Genomic DNA, 15,478 nt, shown 5'->3' with positions numbered 1-15,478 from the left:
CCCCAAAAAAAGCGGGAGCGCTTCGCACTCCAACGGGGGACAAGCCCCCTCACCACAGGACTAGCCCCATCACCACAGGACAAAGCCCTTGCCACAGGACAAGCCCCCTCACCACAGGTCGACCCAACTTCAGTGATCAGGCACTTCGCACAACCATGCCTTGAACGCCGCCATCGCCGGTGTTTCAGCCCGCGACTGCAAGCGCGTCAACCAATAACTGCCCGTGGTAATGCCCACCGCGAACGGCTGGCGAATCGCATCACTCTCCAGTTGCCGCGAGAACATCATCGCCGGTGCCAGTGCCACGCCGATGCCTTGCAGCGCCGCCTCCATCATCGCCAGCGACGAGTCGAACACAATGCTGCGCGGTACCAGGGTGTCGGCGGGCAGCCCGGCGGCCTGGAACCACAGGTTCCACTCATCGGCACGGTAGGAGCGCAGCAGCGTGTGCTTCAACAGGTCGGCCGGCGCGTGCAGTTGCTCGGCAATTTGCGGGACGCACAACACGGTCAAGGGGGCTTCGAGCAGTTGGCATGCATCAGTGCCGTGCCAGGCACCGGCGCCGAAGCGGATCGCGTAATCCAGGCCTTCGGCAGCCACGTCGACGCGGTTGTTGTGGGTCGACAGGCGCAGGTCGATAAACGGGTAGCGGCTCTGGAAGTCCGGCAGGCGTGGCAGCAGCCAGCCGACGGCAAAGGTGCCGACCGCGCCGACCGTGAGGACCTCGCGGTAATGCCCGCCCTCGAACTGGCCTAAGGTATGTGCAATGCGGTCGAACGATTCACGCACCACCGGCAGCAGGGTCTCGCCTTCGCGGGTGAGCATCAGCCCGCGTGGCAGGCGCTTGAACAAGGTGACATTGAGCTGCGCCTCGAGGCTCTTGACCTGATGGCTGACCGCCGCCTGGGTCACGCACAGTTCGATGGCGGCGCGGGTAAAGCTCAGGTGCCGGGCGGCCGCTTCGAAGGCGCGCAAGGCATTCAGCGGCAGATGGGAGCGAAGCATAGTGACCCTAGAATTTCTAATGGCTGCTGCGAGATATCATCGTTTGCCCAGGGTTGGCGAACTGCATACATTTGCCTCGCCCGCGCAGGCTCTCATCAATCGATCATTCTCATGGAAGCGTTATCATGCCCAAACATTTACGGTCTGGCGTGCTTAATTTCACCGCCATCGCGGCCTTTTTCAGCGCCAGCCACTGCCTGGCCGCCGCCGACCTGCAGGCCGTAGCCGACGCCAGCATCAAACCCCTGATGCAGCAGCAGTCTATTTCCGGCCTGGTCGTCGGCGTGATCAAGGACGGCAAGGCGCAATACTTTAACTACGGCGTCGCCAGCAAAGACACGCAGCAATCCGTCAGTGAAGACACCCTGTTTGAAGTCGGTTCGGTGAGCAAGACTTTCGCCGCGACCCTCGCTGGGTATGCGGTGGCCAGCGGCACACTCACGCTCTCCGACAAAGCCAGCCACTATTTGCCCGCACTCGCCGGCGGCACGTTCGATCACGTCAGCGTGCTCAACCTCGGCACCTACACCGCTGGCGGCCTGCCCCTGCTGTTCCCTGCCGAGGCGGATAACAACCAGCGCATGCTCAGCTACTTCCAGCACTGGAAACCCGACTTCGCGCCGGGCACCCAGCGCTTGTACTCCAACCCGAGCCTGGGCCTGTTCGGCTACCTCGCGGCACAAAGCCTGAAGCAGCCGTTCGATCAACTGATGGAAAAAACCCTGCTGCCCCAACTCGGGCTCAAGCACACCTTCATCAACGTGCCGAAAAGCCAAATGAGCCTCTACGCCCAAGGCTATGGCAAGGACGGCAAACCGGTACGCGTCAGCCCTGGCGCCCTGGACAGTGAAGCCTACGGGATCAAGACCAGTGCCGCTGACCTGCTGCACTACGTTGAAGTGAACATGCACCCGACGCGCCTGAGTAAAACCTTGCAGCAGGCGATAGGCGCCACTCACACCGGCTATTACACCGTGGACGGCATGACCCAGGGACTCGGCTGGGAAATGTACCCCTACCCGGTCCCGCTTCAGGTATTGCTCGACGGTAACTCCACAAAAATGGCCATGCAGCCGCACCCGGTCAACTGGCTGACCCCGCCACGAGCGCCGCACGCCGATACGTGGGTGAACAAGACCGGTTCCACCAATGGCTTTGGCGCCTATGTGGCCTACGTACCGAGCAAGGGGCTGGGGGTGGTGATCCTGGCGAACAAGAACTACCCGAATGGTGAGCGCGTGAAAGTCGCGCATGCGCTTTTGAGCGCGATGGATAACTGAGATCCGACACAAAACTGAACTGTGGGAGCGGCGGTGCGACTCGCCCGGCTCCCACAGGGTATTGCAGTGTTTTCGCCGGTTACATGCCCAGCCAGTGCGGCAACGCCAGTGAGATGAACGGCAGGTACGTGACCATGATCAGGAACACCAGCAGGATCATCAGCCACGGCAACGCCGCGCGAATCGTCTGCCCGAGGCTCAGGCCGGTCACCGCCGAGGTCACGAACAGGTTCAACCCGACCGGCGGGTGGACCAGGCCGATTTCCATGTTGACCACCATCACGATCCCCAGGTGAATCGGGTCAATGCCCAGCTTCATCGCAATCGGGAAAAAGATCGGCGCCAGGATCAGCACAATTGCCGACGGCTCCATGAAGCTCCCCGCCACCAGCAACACAATGTTGACCATGATCAGAAAGCCGATCGGCGTCAGCCCTTCGGAGATCACCCACGCGGTGATTTCCTGCGGGATCTGCTCGGTGGTCAGCACATGCGCAAAGAGCATGGCGTTGGCGATGATAAACATCAGCATGATCGCCAGGCGCCCGGACTCCAGCAGCACCTTGGGGCAGTCGCGAAACGTCATGTCCTTGTAGATGAACAGCGCGACAAACGCCGAGTACACCGCCGCCACCGCCGCCGCTTCGGTCGGGGTGAACATGCCGCTGTAGATGCCGCCGAGGATAATCACCAGCAGCAACAGGCCCCAGAATGCACGGCGTGCGCAGGTCAGCCACTCACGAAAGGTCGCGCGCGGCTGCGCCGGCAGCTTCTTGATGCGCGCGACAATGTAGATCGCGACCATCAGCATCAGCCCCAGCAGCAGGCCGGGAATCACCCCGGCCATGAACAGCTTGCCCACCGAGGTTTCCGTCGCCGCCGAGTACACCACCATCACGATCGACGGCGGAATCAGGATGCCCAGGGTGCCGGCGTTGCAGATGATTCCCGCGCCGAATTCCTTCGGGTAACCGGAGCGCACCATTCCCGCCACGGCAATCGAGCCCACCGCCGCCACCGTCGCCGGTGACGAGCCGGACAGCGCCGCGAACAGCATGCACGCCAGCACCGCCGCAATCGCCAGGCCGCCACGGATATGCCCGACACAGGCGTTGGCGAAGTCGATCAGGCGCTGCGCCACGCCGCCCGTGGTCATGAACGCACCGGACAGCAGGAAGAACGGAATTGCCAGGAAGGTGTAGGCGTCCGAGGTTTCGAACAATTTGATCGCCAGCGAACTCACCGAGTCCTGGCTGAACATCAGGATCGACACCGCGCCGGACAGGCCCAGGGAAATCGCGATGGGCACGCCGAGAAACATGAACACGAACAACAGCAGGAATAGACAGAGCACGGCCATCAGTGACGCTCCTCATGGCTGCCAGCCAACTTGCTGGCCTCACCGGCCTCGTCGGCCAGGCCCAACCCGACCTGACGGTGGGTAAAGATGCGGTAGAAAATTTCCAGGTAGCGGATAAACACCAGGGCAAAGCCGATCGGCACGATGATCACGATGTCGCCGACGTCGACGCCGTACTGGTCGAGGTCCTCGGCGCCGATATGGGCCGTCATCACCGCGCTGACCCACTTGTAGCTGGCGACCATGAACAGCCCGGCGTAGGCCAGGCAGCACAGGCACGCGAGCATCCCGAGCACGCGTTGCACCGGGCGCTTGGTCAGCTTGACCAAGGCGTCCACGCCCAGATGGCCGGCGGTGCGCACGCCGTAGGAAATGCCAAAGAAGATCAACCAGCCGAACATCGCCTTGGTCAGCGCCACGCTCCAGGTCATGTCCTGGGCCCAGGTCATGGTGTGGTCGCCCAGGGCATTGAAGAAATTGCTGCTCAAGGCCCATTTGTCGGCCAGGGAGAAAAACAGCGTGTAGATGTTGTTGAGCATGACGTAGACGAACGTCACCAGGGTCATGGCGGCCAGCAGGAAGGCAATAAAGCCTTCCTCCAGGTGCTCCCAGACGCGCCTTAGCGTTTGCATGGCAAAACCTCGCGAAACTGGACGGGGGTATTCACGGCAAGTCACTGACGAAACCGGATCAATGTGGTAGCTGGCTTGCCTGCGATGCGGGCGACTCGGTCTTTGAGGAACACCGAGGTGATGCCATCGCGGGCAAGCCCGCTCCCACAGGAGTCGGGTTTGTTTCAGCAATCAATTACTGGTTGGAAGCGTCGGCTGCCTTGATCAGGTCAGCCCCGATCTCACCCTCGAACTTCTGCCACACCGGACGCATGGCTTCGCGCCACAGCTGGCGTTGCTCGGGGGTCAGCTCGATGATCTCGCTGGTCTTGGCGTCGACGATCTTCTGCTTGGCCGACTGGTTCAGCGCCTCGGCCTGTTTGTTCACCTCGACGGTGACCTCGACCATGATCTGCTCCAGCGTTCTGCGGATGTCTGGCGACAGGCCGTTCCAGAAGGTGGCGTTGGTGATCACCATGTAGTCGATCAGGCCATGATTGGACTCGGTGAAGTACTTCTGCACCTCGTTGACTTTCTGGCTCTCATAGTTCGACCAGGTGTTCTCGGTGCCATTCACGGTGCCGGTCTGCAAGCCCTGGTACACCTCGGCGAAGCTCATCTTACGCGGGTTGGCGCGGATCGCCTTGAACTGCTCTTCAAGCACACTGGAGGCCTGCACGCGGAACTTCAGGCCACGGGCGTCCTTGGGTTCATGCAGGGCCTTGTTGGACGAGAGTTGCTTGAGGCCGTTGTGCCAATAGGCCAGGCCGAGGATGTTCTTGTCCTGCATCGAGGTCAGCAGGGCCTTGCCCTGGGCAGCCTGGAAACGGTCGACGGCAGCGAGGTCGTTGAACAGGAACGGCAGGTCATAGATCTGCACTTGCTTGGTGTATTGCTCGAACTTGGCCAGCGACGGCGCCAGCATCTGCACGTCGCCCAGCAGCAGCGCCTCCATCTCCTTGCCATCGCCGAACAGCGACGAGTTGGGGTACACCTCGACCTTGACCTTGCCCGGCAGGCGTTCTTCGGCGAGTTTCTTGAACAGCAACGCGCCCTGGCCCTTGGGAGTGTTTTCGGCGACCACGTGGGCGAACTTGATGACAATCGGATCCGCCGCCTGGGCCAGGCCCGCAGCGAACAAGGTGGCGGCGCACAGCAGCGCCCGGGAAAGCTTGAGCATGGGAAATCACCTTCTTATTGTTGTGTTGTAGGGCAAGGTGCCTGATGTCATGCGTGTAGTGAATTTCGAATTTTAGATACCTGCGTTCGGCGTGGACGAACGCGGCTCCGGCACACAACGAAGATCCAATCTGGGCGCTGGCTGGCCGGCGCCTACAGATGGGTTGTGTGAGTTATTTATGCGCAGCCAGCAGTCGCTGCGCACGCAACAGCACCGGCGCATCGACCATCTGCCCATCGACTTGATAGGCCCCTGCCCCATCGGCGCCGCCGTCTACCACGCGCTTGGCCCAGGCCAGGTCTGCCGCGCTCGGCGCCAGCGCCTCGTGGATCACCGCCACCTGCCGGGGATGAATGCACAGCGCGCCGGCAAAGCCCATTTCATACGCATGCCGGATCGAACGGCGCAGGCCCTCGGGGTCATCGATGGCCGGGTGCACGCCATCCAGCGGCGCCACCAAGCCTGCCGCGCGCGAATGCACGATCAACGCCAGGCGCGCCTGGTCGAGGGCGAACTGCGCGGCCGGCGTTTGGCTGCTGAGGTTCAAGTCCAGCGCCAGGTCCAGGCCACCGAACGACAGGCGTTGCACCTGCGGCGCACGGGCGATTTCAGCCACGGCCAACAAACCGCGCGCACTCTCGATAATCGGCCAGATCACTTTGCCGGTGGCGGCTACCACGGCGACCTGGGCGGCACTTTCCACCTTCGGCAACAACACGCCGGCCACATTTGCATGGGCTTTGCAGAACGCCACATCTTCGAAGTGCTCGGCATGCTCCGGCGCGTTGATGCGCACCCAGACCTGGGCACTGGGATTGGCGGTCAAAAACGCCGCAAGGTTATCCCGCGCCTGGCGCTTGAGGGGTTCTTCCACCGCATCTTCAAAATCCACGATCACTGCGTCGGCACCACTGGCCAGCGCTTTGGAAAAGCGCTCCGGCCGGCTACCGGGAACAAACAGCGCCGAGCGCACAAGAGGGTTTGGCATCACACAATTTCCTTGTTATCGCCCCCCGATAGGCGCTGGCTGGCCAGCGATAGCGGCCCAGAGGTCAAACCAAGACTCAAGGACGCCATCGCCGGCACGCCGGCGCCTACAAAGGGTGCGGGGTCAAATGACGCCGCGTGTTTTCAGGGTTTCAATGGCTTCGGCGCTGAAGCCGAGCTGGTCGAGAATCGCTTGGCTGTGCTGGCCCAACGCAGGAACGGCATCCATGCGCGGGGTAAACGCCGCATTGCGCCCCGGTGGCAGCAACGACGGCAGCGGACCGGCCGGGCTGTCGACTTCACGCCAGCGATCACGCGCCTTGAGTTGCGGGTGGTCCCACACGCCTTGCATGTCGTTGACACGCGCGCTGGCGATCTGCGCGTCCTCCAGGCGCTGGATCAGCGCCTCGGCATCCAACTGCGCAAAGCTGTCGACGATGATCTGGCGCAGCACCTCACGGTTGGCCGAGCGCTTGAAGTTGGCGCTGAAGCGCTCGTCCGTGGCCAATTGCGGGGTGAGCAGCACCTTGTCGCAGAACGCCGCCCATTCGCGCTCGTTCTGCAGGCCGAGCATCACCGTGCCGCCGTCGCCGGTGGGAAACGGCCCATACGGGTAGATCGTCGAATGCGCCGCGCCGGCACGGGGTGGCTGCGGTGCGCCGTCGAACGCGTAATACATCGGGTAGCCCATCCACTCCACCAGGCTTTCGAGCATGCTCACGTCAATGCGGCTGCCCTTGCCGGTCTTGCCACGCAGCAGCAGCGCCGAGAGGATGCCGCTGTAGGCGTACATGCCGGCGGAGATATCGGCGATGGAGCAACCAGCCTTGGCCATCTGGTCTTCGCCAGGGCCACCGGTGACTGACAAAAAGCCGCCTTCGCTCTGGATCAGCAGGTCGTAGGCTTTCTTCTTCTCGTAGGGGCCGCCTTCGCCATAGCCGGAAATATCGCAGACGATCAGCCGAGGAAAACGCTCGTGCAGCGCCTCGAACGACAAGCCCATGCGCGCCGCCGCACCGGGTGCAAGGTTCTGCACCAGCACGTCGGCATCCGCCAACAGGGCTTCGAGGATATCGCCGGCGGCGTCCTGCTTGAGGTCCAGGGTCAGGCTTTCCTTGGAGCGGTTGGTCCACACGAAATGCGAGGCCAGCCCACGCACGCGTTCGTCGTAGCCACGGGCAAAATCGCCGGCCCCGGGGCGTTCGATCTTGATCACGCGGGCGCCGAGGTCCGCCAGCTGGCGGGTACAGAATGGCGCGGCAATCGCATGTTCCAGGCTGACAACGGTGATGCCGTCCAGCGGTCGTTGGTTGCTCATGACAGTTCCTTCCTCAAAGCCAATCGGCCATGGACGCGGCGTTGCGCAAATCCCAGACCTTGGCGATCAATGCGTCGGCCTGGGCCGGTGTGCGCGCGGCGCTGAACTGGGTGAGGCGCTGGAATTTGTCGGCCAGTTCCGCGCGACTCAAGGTGTTGCCCGGGTCGCCCTTGGGCTCGTCGATGGCGCCGTGCAGCGTGCGGCCGTCAACCGTGGTGACGGTGACGCGGCCCAGCCAGCGCTGCGGATAGGCGCGGTCGACTTCGGGGTCGAGGGTCATGCTGACCTTGTCGCGAAACGCCGCCACGCCAGGATCAGTCAACGCCCGTTCGTGGAATTCGGTGAGCCCGGCCTTGCCATGCACGGCGATCAATCCCAGCACGGTGCCCATGGAGAACTTGGCCTGGTGCACGCTGGTCGGCACGTTCACTCGCCCCAGTACATCGATGGCGCCCTGATGCACGCGCGTTTGCACGTGGCTGATGTCGGCGGCGCTGAGGCCTTCGCGCTGCATCAAATCCAACAGCGCATCGGCGGCAGGATGGGTATGCCGGCACGAGGCGTGGAACTTGAACGAGGTTTCCAGCAGCGCCCAGCGGCTGCCCAGGCCAGCCGACAATTTGCCCGGCTCGGCGTCCGTGGACATGCCCGCCGCCAGGCCTTGGTCGCCTTCCAGGATATTGCGCGCGCCGGTCAGCCCATCCGCCGTCAGGTAAGCGGCGAGCAATCCGTCTGCTGCGGCCTTGGCCGTGTGCAGTTGCTTGGAGTCGGCGGCGTCGCGCAAAAACTCCCACAGCCCGGCGGCCTGGGTGCCGGCGCTGCCGAGCAAATTGATGAATTGTTCTTGGTTGAACGCCAACAACTTGCCCACCGCCACGGCCGCGGCCAGCGTGCCGACGGTGGCCGTGGTGTGGAAGATGCGGTAGTGGGAACGGCCCATGAATTCGCCGATGCGGATCCCGGCCTCATAACCGGCCACCGCGGCCAGCAGCAACTCGCGGCCGGATTTGCCAAGGTCCTGCGCCGCGGCCAAGGCGACGGGAAACACCACCGTTGCCGGGTGCAGCACCGAGCTGTTATGCAGGTCGTCCTGCTCCACCAGATGCGACGCGGCGCCGTTGACCAGCGCGGCGAAATACGCACTGCTGCTGCCACCGTTGACGATCACCTGCGCCGGGCCGCTGCTCGGTCCCATCTTTTGCGCATAGCGCTCGAACAACGGAATCGGGTGTGCGCCCTGGCTGGCCAGCGCCGACGCCAGCCAATCCAGGAACAGGTCTTCGGTGCGCGCCAACACGGGCTCGGGCAAGTGTTCGTAGTGCAACTCGGCAAGGAACCGACACAGGGCTTGGGTATGGCTCATGGTCAGGGCCTCAGAAGCTGCGTGGCAGTTCGAGCAAGTGCTCGGCCACGTAGGACAGGATCAGGTTGGTCGAGATCGGCGCCACCTGGTACAGGCGGGTTTCGCGGAATTTGCGCTCGACGTCGTACTCACAGGCAAAACCGAAGCCGCCGTGGGTTTGCAGGCAGGCGTTGGCTGCCTCCCAGGACGCCTTGGCCGCCAGGTACTTGGCCATATTGGCGCTGGCCCCGGCGTTCTGGCCGCTGTCGTATTCCTCGCAGGCGCGCCAGCGCATCAGGTCGGCCGCTTCGATTTCGATATGCGCTTCGGCAATCGGGAATTGCACGCCCTGGTTCTGCCCGATGGGCCGGCCAAACACCACGCGGTCGCGGGCATACGCACTGGCCTTTTCGATGAACCAGCGGCCGTCGCCGATGCATTCGGCGGCGATCAGCGTGCGCTCGGCGTTGAGGCCGTCGAGGATGTATTTGAAGCCCTTGCCCTCCTCGCCAATCAGGCTATCGAGGGGCAGTTCCAGGTTGTCGAAGAACAGCTCGTTGGTCTCGTGGTTGACCATGTTGGCGATGGGCTGCACGGTCAGGCCGTTGCCGATGGCCTCGCGCAGATCGACCAGGAAGATCGACATGCCCTCGGACTTTTTCTTCACCTCGGCCAGGGGCGTGGTGCGCGCCAAGAGGATCATCAGGTCGGAATGCTGCACCCGCGAGATCCAGACCTTCTGGCCATTGATCACGTATTTGTCGCCGCGCTTGATCGCAGTGGTCTTGATCTTGGTGGTGTCGGTGCCGGTGGTGGGCTCGGTCACGCCCATGGACTGCAGGCGCAATTCGCCGCTGGCGAGCTTGGGCAGGTAGAAGCGTTTTTGCGCCTCGCTGCCGTGTCGCAGCAAGGTGAACATGTTGTACATCTGGCCGTGCACGGTGCCGGAATTGCCGCCGCAGCGGTTGACCTCCTCGAGGATCACCGAGGCTTCCGCCAGGCCCAGGCCGGAGCCCCCGTATTCTTCAGGGATCATTGCCGACAGCCAGCCGGCGTCGGTCAGCGCCTTGACGAAGGCTTCGGGGAAGCCCTTTTCTTCATCGATCTTGCGCCAGTAAGCCGCGTCGAATTCGGCGCACAAGGCGCGCACACCGTCGCGGATAGCATTCAGTTCTTCGTTGTCATTGGGGTGCATGTCACGGCTCTCCGCCTGTTGTTCTTGGATTATTCGAAACGCACTTCGGCGGTCTGCGCGAGGCCGTCCGCATTGCCCGCCCATAGCGCGGCGACACCGTCGGCGGTCACGCGCCCGCCGACTTCAAACGGCTGCGGCGCAATCAACGGGCGTACGCCGCGATAGGCAAAATGGCGCAAGGTCGCGTCCGGATGCGCACGGCAAAAGGCTCGCAAGCTCAAGGTGGCGATCAGCGGACCATGCACCACCAGCCCGGCATAGCCTTCGGTGCCGGTGACGTAGGGGTAGTCGTAGTGAATGCGATGGCCGTTGAAGGTCACGGCGCTGTAGCGAAACAGCAGGGTCGGCGTCGGGTCGACCGCCTCTTTCCACTCGCCCCGGGCCAGGGCATCGCCGCTGCCGGCCTTGGGTGGCGTCGGTTCGCGGTAGACGATGTCCTGTTCTTCGCGGATGGCCAGGCGGCCGTCCTGGGAGTAGTCGTGGCGCACGGTAACGAACAGCAGCGAACCGGTGCGGCCGGTCTTTTCTTCGACCTGGGTGATGGTCGACACGCGCGTCGCCGCCTCACCGGCACGCAAGGCGTGCAGGAACTCGATACGCCCACCGGCCCACATGCGATTGCGATTGTCGGCCGGCGGCAGGAAACCGCCCCGGGCCGGATGGCCGTCGGTGCCCAGGGCAGTCTCCGGCAGCGGGTCCTGGAAAAAGCACCATTGCCACAGCGGTGGCAGGTCAGCACCCTGCTCTGGCACGGGTTCGCCGAAGGTGGCGGCGATTCGCTTGAGCAGGTTGGGGCTCAGGTGATCGTGGGCGGTTTCGCTTCGGCCGATCCAATCAGTGGCGCTCATCGGGTGCAGGTCCTCGGGCAGTGAGTGTCTGCCCCGGATCATGCAAGCGCGTGCCCGTTCTGAGAATTTGCATTTCAATAAACCAGCGTTCGGTTATGCTGAACGCCAGCCTCAATTACAAGCGTATTCCTTGTAGGCGCTGGCTTGCCAGCGCCCAGTTGCCATCACCGTTGCCCGAATAGGTGTCTTGCATGCACTTTGATCTCGCCGACCTGCGCCTGTTTATCCATATCGCCGAATCCCCCAGCCTGACCCAGGGCGCCAAGCGTGCGTTTCTCTCGCCGGCTGCCGCGAGTGCGCGGATCAAAGCCCTGGAGGGCCAACTCGACACGCGCCTGCTGTACCGCGACAGCCGTGGCGTGGAGATCACCCCGGCGGGCGAACGGCTGCTGCACCATGCGCGGTTGATCATGCGCCAGGTCGATTACCTGAAGAGTGAGTTCACCCAGTACGGCGTCGATTCTGCCGGGCATATCCGCATCTTCGCCAACACCACGGCGGTCACCGAGTTCCTCCCGGAGGTACTCGCGGGTTTCCTGTCGCAGCGCCCCGGCGTGACCGTGGACCTGCAGGAACGCCTGTCCCGCGATATCGTGCGCGGCGTGCTCGATGGCACCAGCGACATGGGCATCATCGCCGGCCCCGTGGAGGCCGCGGGTCTGCAGGTGCTGCACTTCAGCACCGATGAATTGGTACTGATGGTGCCGGTCGACCACCCGCTGGCGCAGCTGCCCTCGGTGACCCTGGAGCAAACGCTCGCCTACCAGCATATCGGCCTGCATGAAGGCAGCACGTTGTTGAGTTTCCTGCGTGAGCACGTGGAACGCCTGGGCAAACATTTGTCGTTGCGCATCCAGGTGTCGAGCTTCGAGGCGATCTGCCGGATGGTCGAGGCCGGGGTCGGGATCGGCATCATTCCAGAGTCTGCCGCCGTGCGGCACAGTCGCACCATGCAGTTGGTGGCGGTGAAGCTGGATGAGCCCTGGGCGATTCGCGAGCGCAGCATCCTGGTACGCGAGCTGGAAGCACTGCCGGGGACCATTCGTGCATTGATTGCCACGCTGATGCCGCAGAGCGCCTAAGCTCAGCAGTCACCTTGCCAGAGGAGACGCCCCATGCAACTCGAAGGATCCTGCCATTGCGGCGCCGTGACGTTCAGCCTGAACAGCGCCCACCCCTACCCTTACCAGCGTTGCTATTGCTCGATCTGCCGCAAGACCCAAGGCGGTGGCGGCTACGCGATCAACCTGGCCGGGGACACCCAGAGCTTGAAGGTGCAGGGCCGCAAACAGATTTCGATCTATCACGCGCGGCTCAAGCCCGAGGGCGCCAGTCGCGCCCACGCCAGCACCGCCGAGCGGCACTTCTGCTCGCAGTGCGGCAGCGCCCTGTGGCTGTTCAGCCCGGAATGGCCGGAACTGATCCACCCGTTCGCCTCGGCCATCGACACGCCCTTGCCGGTACCGCCGCAACACACGCACCTGATGCTCGGTTCGAAGGCGCCCTGGGTCGAGGTCAGCGTGCGCAAGGGCGACCTGCAGTTCGAGGAATACCCCGAGGAATCCATCGCCCAATGGCATGAGCGCCTGGGGTTGACCCGTTAACAGTCTTTGACAGTTTCCCGACAAAGCTCGCAAAGATTGTCGGACCGCGCTTCCCTAGCATTCGAGCATCCAAACGGCCATCCGGGTGCTCTTCATGTTTCGCACATTGCGCGGTATTCCGCTGTTGGGTTGCCTGCTCGGCAGTCTCGGTTGCCAAGGGCAATCGCCGGCCCCGCCGCCGATTCCCAAGGGTGACTACGGCGCCGTCATTCGCTACCTGCAGGCGCGTATCCCGCGCGACATGGCGCGCGACAATGTGGCCGGCCTGTCGATTGCCCTGGTCAATGGCCAGGAACTGATCTGGGCGCGCGGCTTCGGCCTGGCCGACAAGGCGCGGGGCGTGCCGGTCACGCCGAACACGGCGTTTCGCGCCGGCGGCATTTCCAAACTGCTGACCGCCACGGCAGCCTTGCAACTGGTCGAGCAACAGCGGCTGGCCCTGGATGCCCCGATCCAGCAGACCCTGCGCGAGTTCCATGTGCGTTCGCGCTTTCATGCCGACCCGGCCGCCGCCGACCGCGATATCACCTTGCGGCGGTTGCTCAGCCACCAATCGGGCCTGCCCAGCGAACACCTGCGCGACCTGCGCAGCGACTTCGCCATGGGCCAGATGCCGATGCGCGTCTCGGGCGTGTGGCTGAGCAGTCCACCGGGCTCTCAAGTGGCCTATTCCAACCTTGCTTATGCGCTGGTCGGGGCCGCCATCGAACGCGCCAGCGGCAACAGCTTCGAAGCCCAGTTGCAGCACAGCCTGCTCAAGCCGCTGGAGATGAACCAGTCGGGGTTTATCGGCACCCGCAGCGCGCAGGACTACCGCGCCCAAGGCTACGAGGACGGCATCGCCAGCCCCGATGCCCAGGTGCGCGACCTCGCCGCAGGTGGTTTGTGGACCAGCCCCAAGGACCTCGCGCGCTACCTGCAGATGCTGTTTGCCCACGGCATCTACAAAGACCAGCGGCTGCTGCGCAGTGCCTCGATTGAGCAAATGTTCACCCAGCAAAACACCGGCAACGCGCTGGACTTCGACTGCCAGATGGGCCTGGCCTGGTTCCTCGCGCCCTGCGGTGACGAACCGGTCGGCCCCGCCCTACGCACCTACCAGCACAGCGGTGGAGGGGATGATTTTGCTGCACAGTTGACCCTGCTGCCGGACCAGCAACTGGGCGTGATCATCATGGCCAATGACAGCCATGCCGAGGAACTGGTCGCCACGCTGGCCACCGACACCCTGCGCCTGATGCTGCAGGCACAAACCGGCCAGGCAGTCTGCGCCGATGACTGCCAGGCGCCCAGCCATGGCCTCAAGTTGCGCCACGTGCCGGCGGCCATCGACCGCAAGCGCCTGGCCGGGTTCTATGCGACCGCCTGGGGCGTGTTTCGCATCAAGGATGGCCACAGCCGGCTGGCTGGCGAGTTGGCCGGCTTCGATTTCGAGTTGCTGCGCGACGACGAAGGCTGGTTGCGCGCGCAGAAAAAAGTCCTCGGCTTCTGGCTCAAGGACCTCGGCGAACTCAGCCGCATCCAGTTGGACGTTGTCACGGTGCAAGGCCGCCAGATGCTCACCGCGCGCAGCCACGGCCAACGCATTGCCATCGGCGAGCGAATCGAGCCGCCGCCCTTGCCCCTGGCCTGGGCCGACACCATCGGCACGTATCAAGTGCTCAACACCCATGAGCCCGACGCACCGTTGAGCGGTGTCAGCGTGCGCCTGGAAGACGGCTTCCTGGTGATGCGCGGCCAACGGCACGACGAACCGCTGACCGACTACATCCTGCTGCCGGTCGACAACGCCCACGCGGTGCTGGCCGGTAACGGCTATGGCCTGGGCGACACCGTAAGCCGCCAGGTCAACGGCCTCAGCGCCTCGGGCTACGCCTTCAAACGCACGCAATCCCCTCATAAACCCCTGGTTCTCTAACCCCCTGGATGGACATTCTTATGCGCTCGACCACCCTGTGCCTGTCGCTCTCCTCACTGTGCCTGCTGGCCGGTGCCGACCGCGCCCTGGCCGAAGACTGGCAATACAGCCTCAAGGCCGGCGTGGCCAACGCGCCGCGCTACAGCGGCAGCGACCAGCGCATGAGCGCGCCGCTGCTGGGCGGCAAAGTCGTCAGCCCGTGGGGGATTTTCCTCGACACCGACAAAGGCCTGGGCTGGGGGTATGAAGGCAACGCCTTGAGCTTCAGCACCTACGTGGGCGCCAGCAGTTCGCGTAAAGACAAGAACGAAAGCCTGCACGCCGGCTCCAAGCGACTCAAGGGCATGGGCGAGATCAAGGCCCGTCCGCAAGTGGGGGTAAGCGCAAGCTACAACCTGGGCGGCGTAATCGTCGGCGCGACCCTGGAGCACGCGCTCAAGGAAGACGACCACAAGGACAGCGGCAAGGCCTTCACCCACCTGGAACTGAGCCTGGGCACCAACCTCTATGACGGCCGCTACGGTTCGGTCGACGCCAGCCTCAGCAGCCATTTTGGTGACCGCAATTACCTGCAGACCTGGTACGGCGTGACCACCGGCCAAGCGGCGCAAAGCCGCTTCCAGGCCTACAAGGCCGGTGCAGGCAACATCAGCAACGGCCTGAACCTGGTGTGGAGCGTGCCGATCAGCGAACACACCGAATTCTCGACCCTGCTCGATGTGCAGTACCTGGCGGATGAAGCGGGCAAGAGCCCGATTGTCGAGCGCAGGCTACAAACGTCGGTGATGGGCGTGCTTGAGTACACGTTCTAATGAGGTAACCCGATCAAC

General features: G+C 63.6%; 14 protein-coding genes. 5 read left to right on the top strand and 9 right to left on the bottom strand.

Annotation, left to right across the window (positions count from 1 at the left end):
* Positions 1-129: 129 nt before the first annotated feature.
* Positions 130-1,005: a LysR substrate-binding domain-containing protein gene (locus C9990_RS14040; RefSeq protein ID WP_106803651.1), complete on the bottom strand. Its 876-nt coding sequence runs from the start codon at positions 1,003-1,005 to the stop codon at positions 130-132.
* 125 nt (positions 1,006-1,130) lie between these two features.
* On the opposite strand from C9990_RS14040, the gene ampC reads away from it, so the two are divergent.
* The gene (gene ampC, locus C9990_RS14035; RefSeq protein ID WP_106803650.1) at positions 1,131-2,285 is read left to right on the top strand and encodes a class C beta-lactamase; all 1,155 of its coding nucleotides are present in this window, start codon (positions 1,131-1,133) and stop codon (positions 2,283-2,285) included.
* Positions 2,286-2,364: 79 nt separating this feature from the next.
* Here the strand turns inward: ampC and dctM are convergent, their stop codons facing one another.
* The 8 genes from dctM to C9990_RS13990 all read right to left on the bottom strand — a co-directional run bounded on the left by dctM (position 2,365) and on the right by C9990_RS13990 (position 11,126).
* On the bottom strand, positions 2,365-3,645 hold the full coding sequence (gene dctM / locus C9990_RS14030) for a C4-dicarboxylate TRAP transporter large permease protein DctM (protein ID WP_065907971.1): 1,281 nt from the start codon (positions 3,643-3,645) through the stop codon (positions 2,365-2,367).
* On the bottom strand, positions 3,645-4,277 hold the full coding sequence (locus tag C9990_RS14025; protein ID WP_065907970.1) for a TRAP transporter small permease: 633 nt from the start codon (positions 4,275-4,277) through the stop codon (positions 3,645-3,647). The genes dctM and C9990_RS14025 overlap by 1 nt, the downstream gene beginning before the upstream one ends.
* 175 nt (positions 4,278-4,452) lie before the next feature.
* Positions 4,453-5,436: a TRAP transporter substrate-binding protein gene (locus C9990_RS14015; protein WP_106803649.1), complete on the bottom strand. Its 984-nt coding sequence runs from the start codon at positions 5,434-5,436 to the stop codon at positions 4,453-4,455.
* 172 nt (positions 5,437-5,608) lie between these two features.
* On the bottom strand, positions 5,609-6,424 hold the full coding sequence (locus tag C9990_RS14010) for a CoA ester lyase (protein WP_106803648.1): 816 nt from the start codon (positions 6,422-6,424) through the stop codon (positions 5,609-5,611).
* Between the two features lie 123 nt (positions 6,425-6,547).
* Positions 6,548-7,741, bottom strand: a complete 1,194-nt coding sequence (locus C9990_RS14005) for a CaiB/BaiF CoA-transferase family protein (RefSeq protein WP_106803647.1) — start codon at positions 7,739-7,741, stop codon at positions 6,548-6,550.
* A gap of 13 nt (positions 7,742-7,754) precedes the next feature.
* Positions 7,755-9,104 (bottom strand): MmgE/PrpD family protein, encoded by a 1,350-nt coding sequence (locus tag C9990_RS14000; protein ID WP_106803646.1) that lies wholly within the window; start codon positions 9,102-9,104, stop codon positions 7,755-7,757.
* A gap of 10 nt (positions 9,105-9,114) precedes the next feature.
* Positions 9,115-10,278, bottom strand: coding sequence for an acyl-CoA dehydrogenase family protein (locus C9990_RS13995; RefSeq protein ID WP_106803645.1), 1,164 nt, complete (start codon positions 10,276-10,278; stop codon positions 9,115-9,117).
* A gap of 29 nt (positions 10,279-10,307) precedes the next feature.
* Positions 10,308-11,126, bottom strand: a complete 819-nt coding sequence (locus C9990_RS13990; protein ID WP_106803644.1) for a MaoC family dehydratase N-terminal domain-containing protein — start codon at positions 11,124-11,126, stop codon at positions 10,308-10,310.
* A gap of 191 nt (positions 11,127-11,317) precedes the next feature.
* On the opposite strand from C9990_RS13990, the gene C9990_RS13985 reads away from it, so the two are divergent.
* The 4 genes from C9990_RS13985 (at position 11,318) to C9990_RS13970 (ending at position 15,460) form a co-directional block, all read left to right on the top strand.
* Entirely contained in the window at positions 11,318-12,208 is an 891-nt protein-coding gene (locus C9990_RS13985; protein ID WP_065907961.1) for a LysR family transcriptional regulator, read from the top strand.
* Positions 12,209-12,241: 33 nt separating this feature from the next.
* On the top strand, positions 12,242-12,730 hold the full coding sequence (locus C9990_RS13980; RefSeq protein WP_106803643.1) for a GFA family protein: 489 nt from the start codon (positions 12,242-12,244) through the stop codon (positions 12,728-12,730).
* Between the two features lie 94 nt (positions 12,731-12,824).
* A complete protein-coding gene (locus C9990_RS13975) occupies positions 12,825-14,648 on the top strand; it encodes a serine hydrolase (RefSeq protein ID WP_106803642.1) in 1,824 nt (607 codons plus the stop codon).
* 20 nt (positions 14,649-14,668) lie between these two features.
* Entirely contained in the window at positions 14,669-15,460 is a 792-nt protein-coding gene (locus C9990_RS13970; protein ID WP_083221476.1) for a MipA/OmpV family protein, read from the top strand.
* Positions 15,461-15,478: the final 18 nt, after the last annotated feature.

The organism is Pseudomonas sp. S5D5, from assembly GCF_003013355.1.
Taxonomy (GTDB): domain Bacteria; phylum Pseudomonadota; class Gammaproteobacteria; order Pseudomonadales; family Pseudomonadaceae; genus Aquipseudomonas; species Aquipseudomonas aylmerensis.
Note: the sequence above shows the minus strand (reverse complement) of the source record. Positions and strands in the feature narration are given on the sequence as shown.

What these genes read in the sequence shown, in the direction of transcription:
- C9990_RS14040 (WP_106803651.1), bottom strand. Translation starts at nt 1,005, where the DNA reads ATGCTTCGCTCCCATCTGCCGCTGAATGCCTTGCGCGCCTTCGAAGCG.
- ampC (WP_106803650.1), top strand. Translation starts at nt 1,131, where the DNA reads ATGCCCAAACATTTACGGTCTGGCGTGCTTAATTTCACCGCCATCGCG.
- dctM (WP_065907971.1), bottom strand. Translation starts at nt 3,645, where the DNA reads ATGGCCGTGCTCTGTCTATTCCTGCTGTTGTTCGTGTTCATGTTTCTC.
- C9990_RS14025 (WP_065907970.1), bottom strand. Translation starts at nt 4,277, where the DNA reads ATGCAAACGCTAAGGCGCGTCTGGGAGCACCTGGAGGAAGGCTTTATT.
- C9990_RS14015 (WP_106803649.1), bottom strand. Translation starts at nt 5,436, where the DNA reads ATGCTCAAGCTTTCCCGGGCGCTGCTGTGCGCCGCCACCTTGTTCGCT.
- C9990_RS14010 (WP_106803648.1), bottom strand. Translation starts at nt 6,424, where the DNA reads ATGCCAAACCCTCTTGTGCGCTCGGCGCTGTTTGTTCCCGGTAGCCGG.
- C9990_RS14005 (WP_106803647.1), bottom strand. Translation starts at nt 7,741, where the DNA reads ATGAGCAACCAACGACCGCTGGACGGCATCACCGTTGTCAGCCTGGAA.
- C9990_RS14000 (WP_106803646.1), bottom strand. Translation starts at nt 9,104, where the DNA reads ATGAGCCATACCCAAGCCCTGTGTCGGTTCCTTGCCGAGTTGCACTAC.
- C9990_RS13995 (WP_106803645.1), bottom strand. Translation starts at nt 10,278, where the DNA reads ATGCACCCCAATGACAACGAAGAACTGAATGCTATCCGCGACGGTGTG.
- C9990_RS13990 (WP_106803644.1), bottom strand. Translation starts at nt 11,126, where the DNA reads ATGAGCGCCACTGATTGGATCGGCCGAAGCGAAACCGCCCACGATCAC.
- C9990_RS13985 (WP_065907961.1), top strand. Translation starts at nt 11,318, where the DNA reads ATGCACTTTGATCTCGCCGACCTGCGCCTGTTTATCCATATCGCCGAA.
- C9990_RS13980 (WP_106803643.1), top strand. Translation starts at nt 12,242, where the DNA reads ATGCAACTCGAAGGATCCTGCCATTGCGGCGCCGTGACGTTCAGCCTG.
- C9990_RS13975 (WP_106803642.1), top strand. Translation starts at nt 12,825, where the DNA reads ATGTTTCGCACATTGCGCGGTATTCCGCTGTTGGGTTGCCTGCTCGGC.
- C9990_RS13970 (WP_083221476.1), top strand. Translation starts at nt 14,669, where the DNA reads ATGCGCTCGACCACCCTGTGCCTGTCGCTCTCCTCACTGTGCCTGCTG.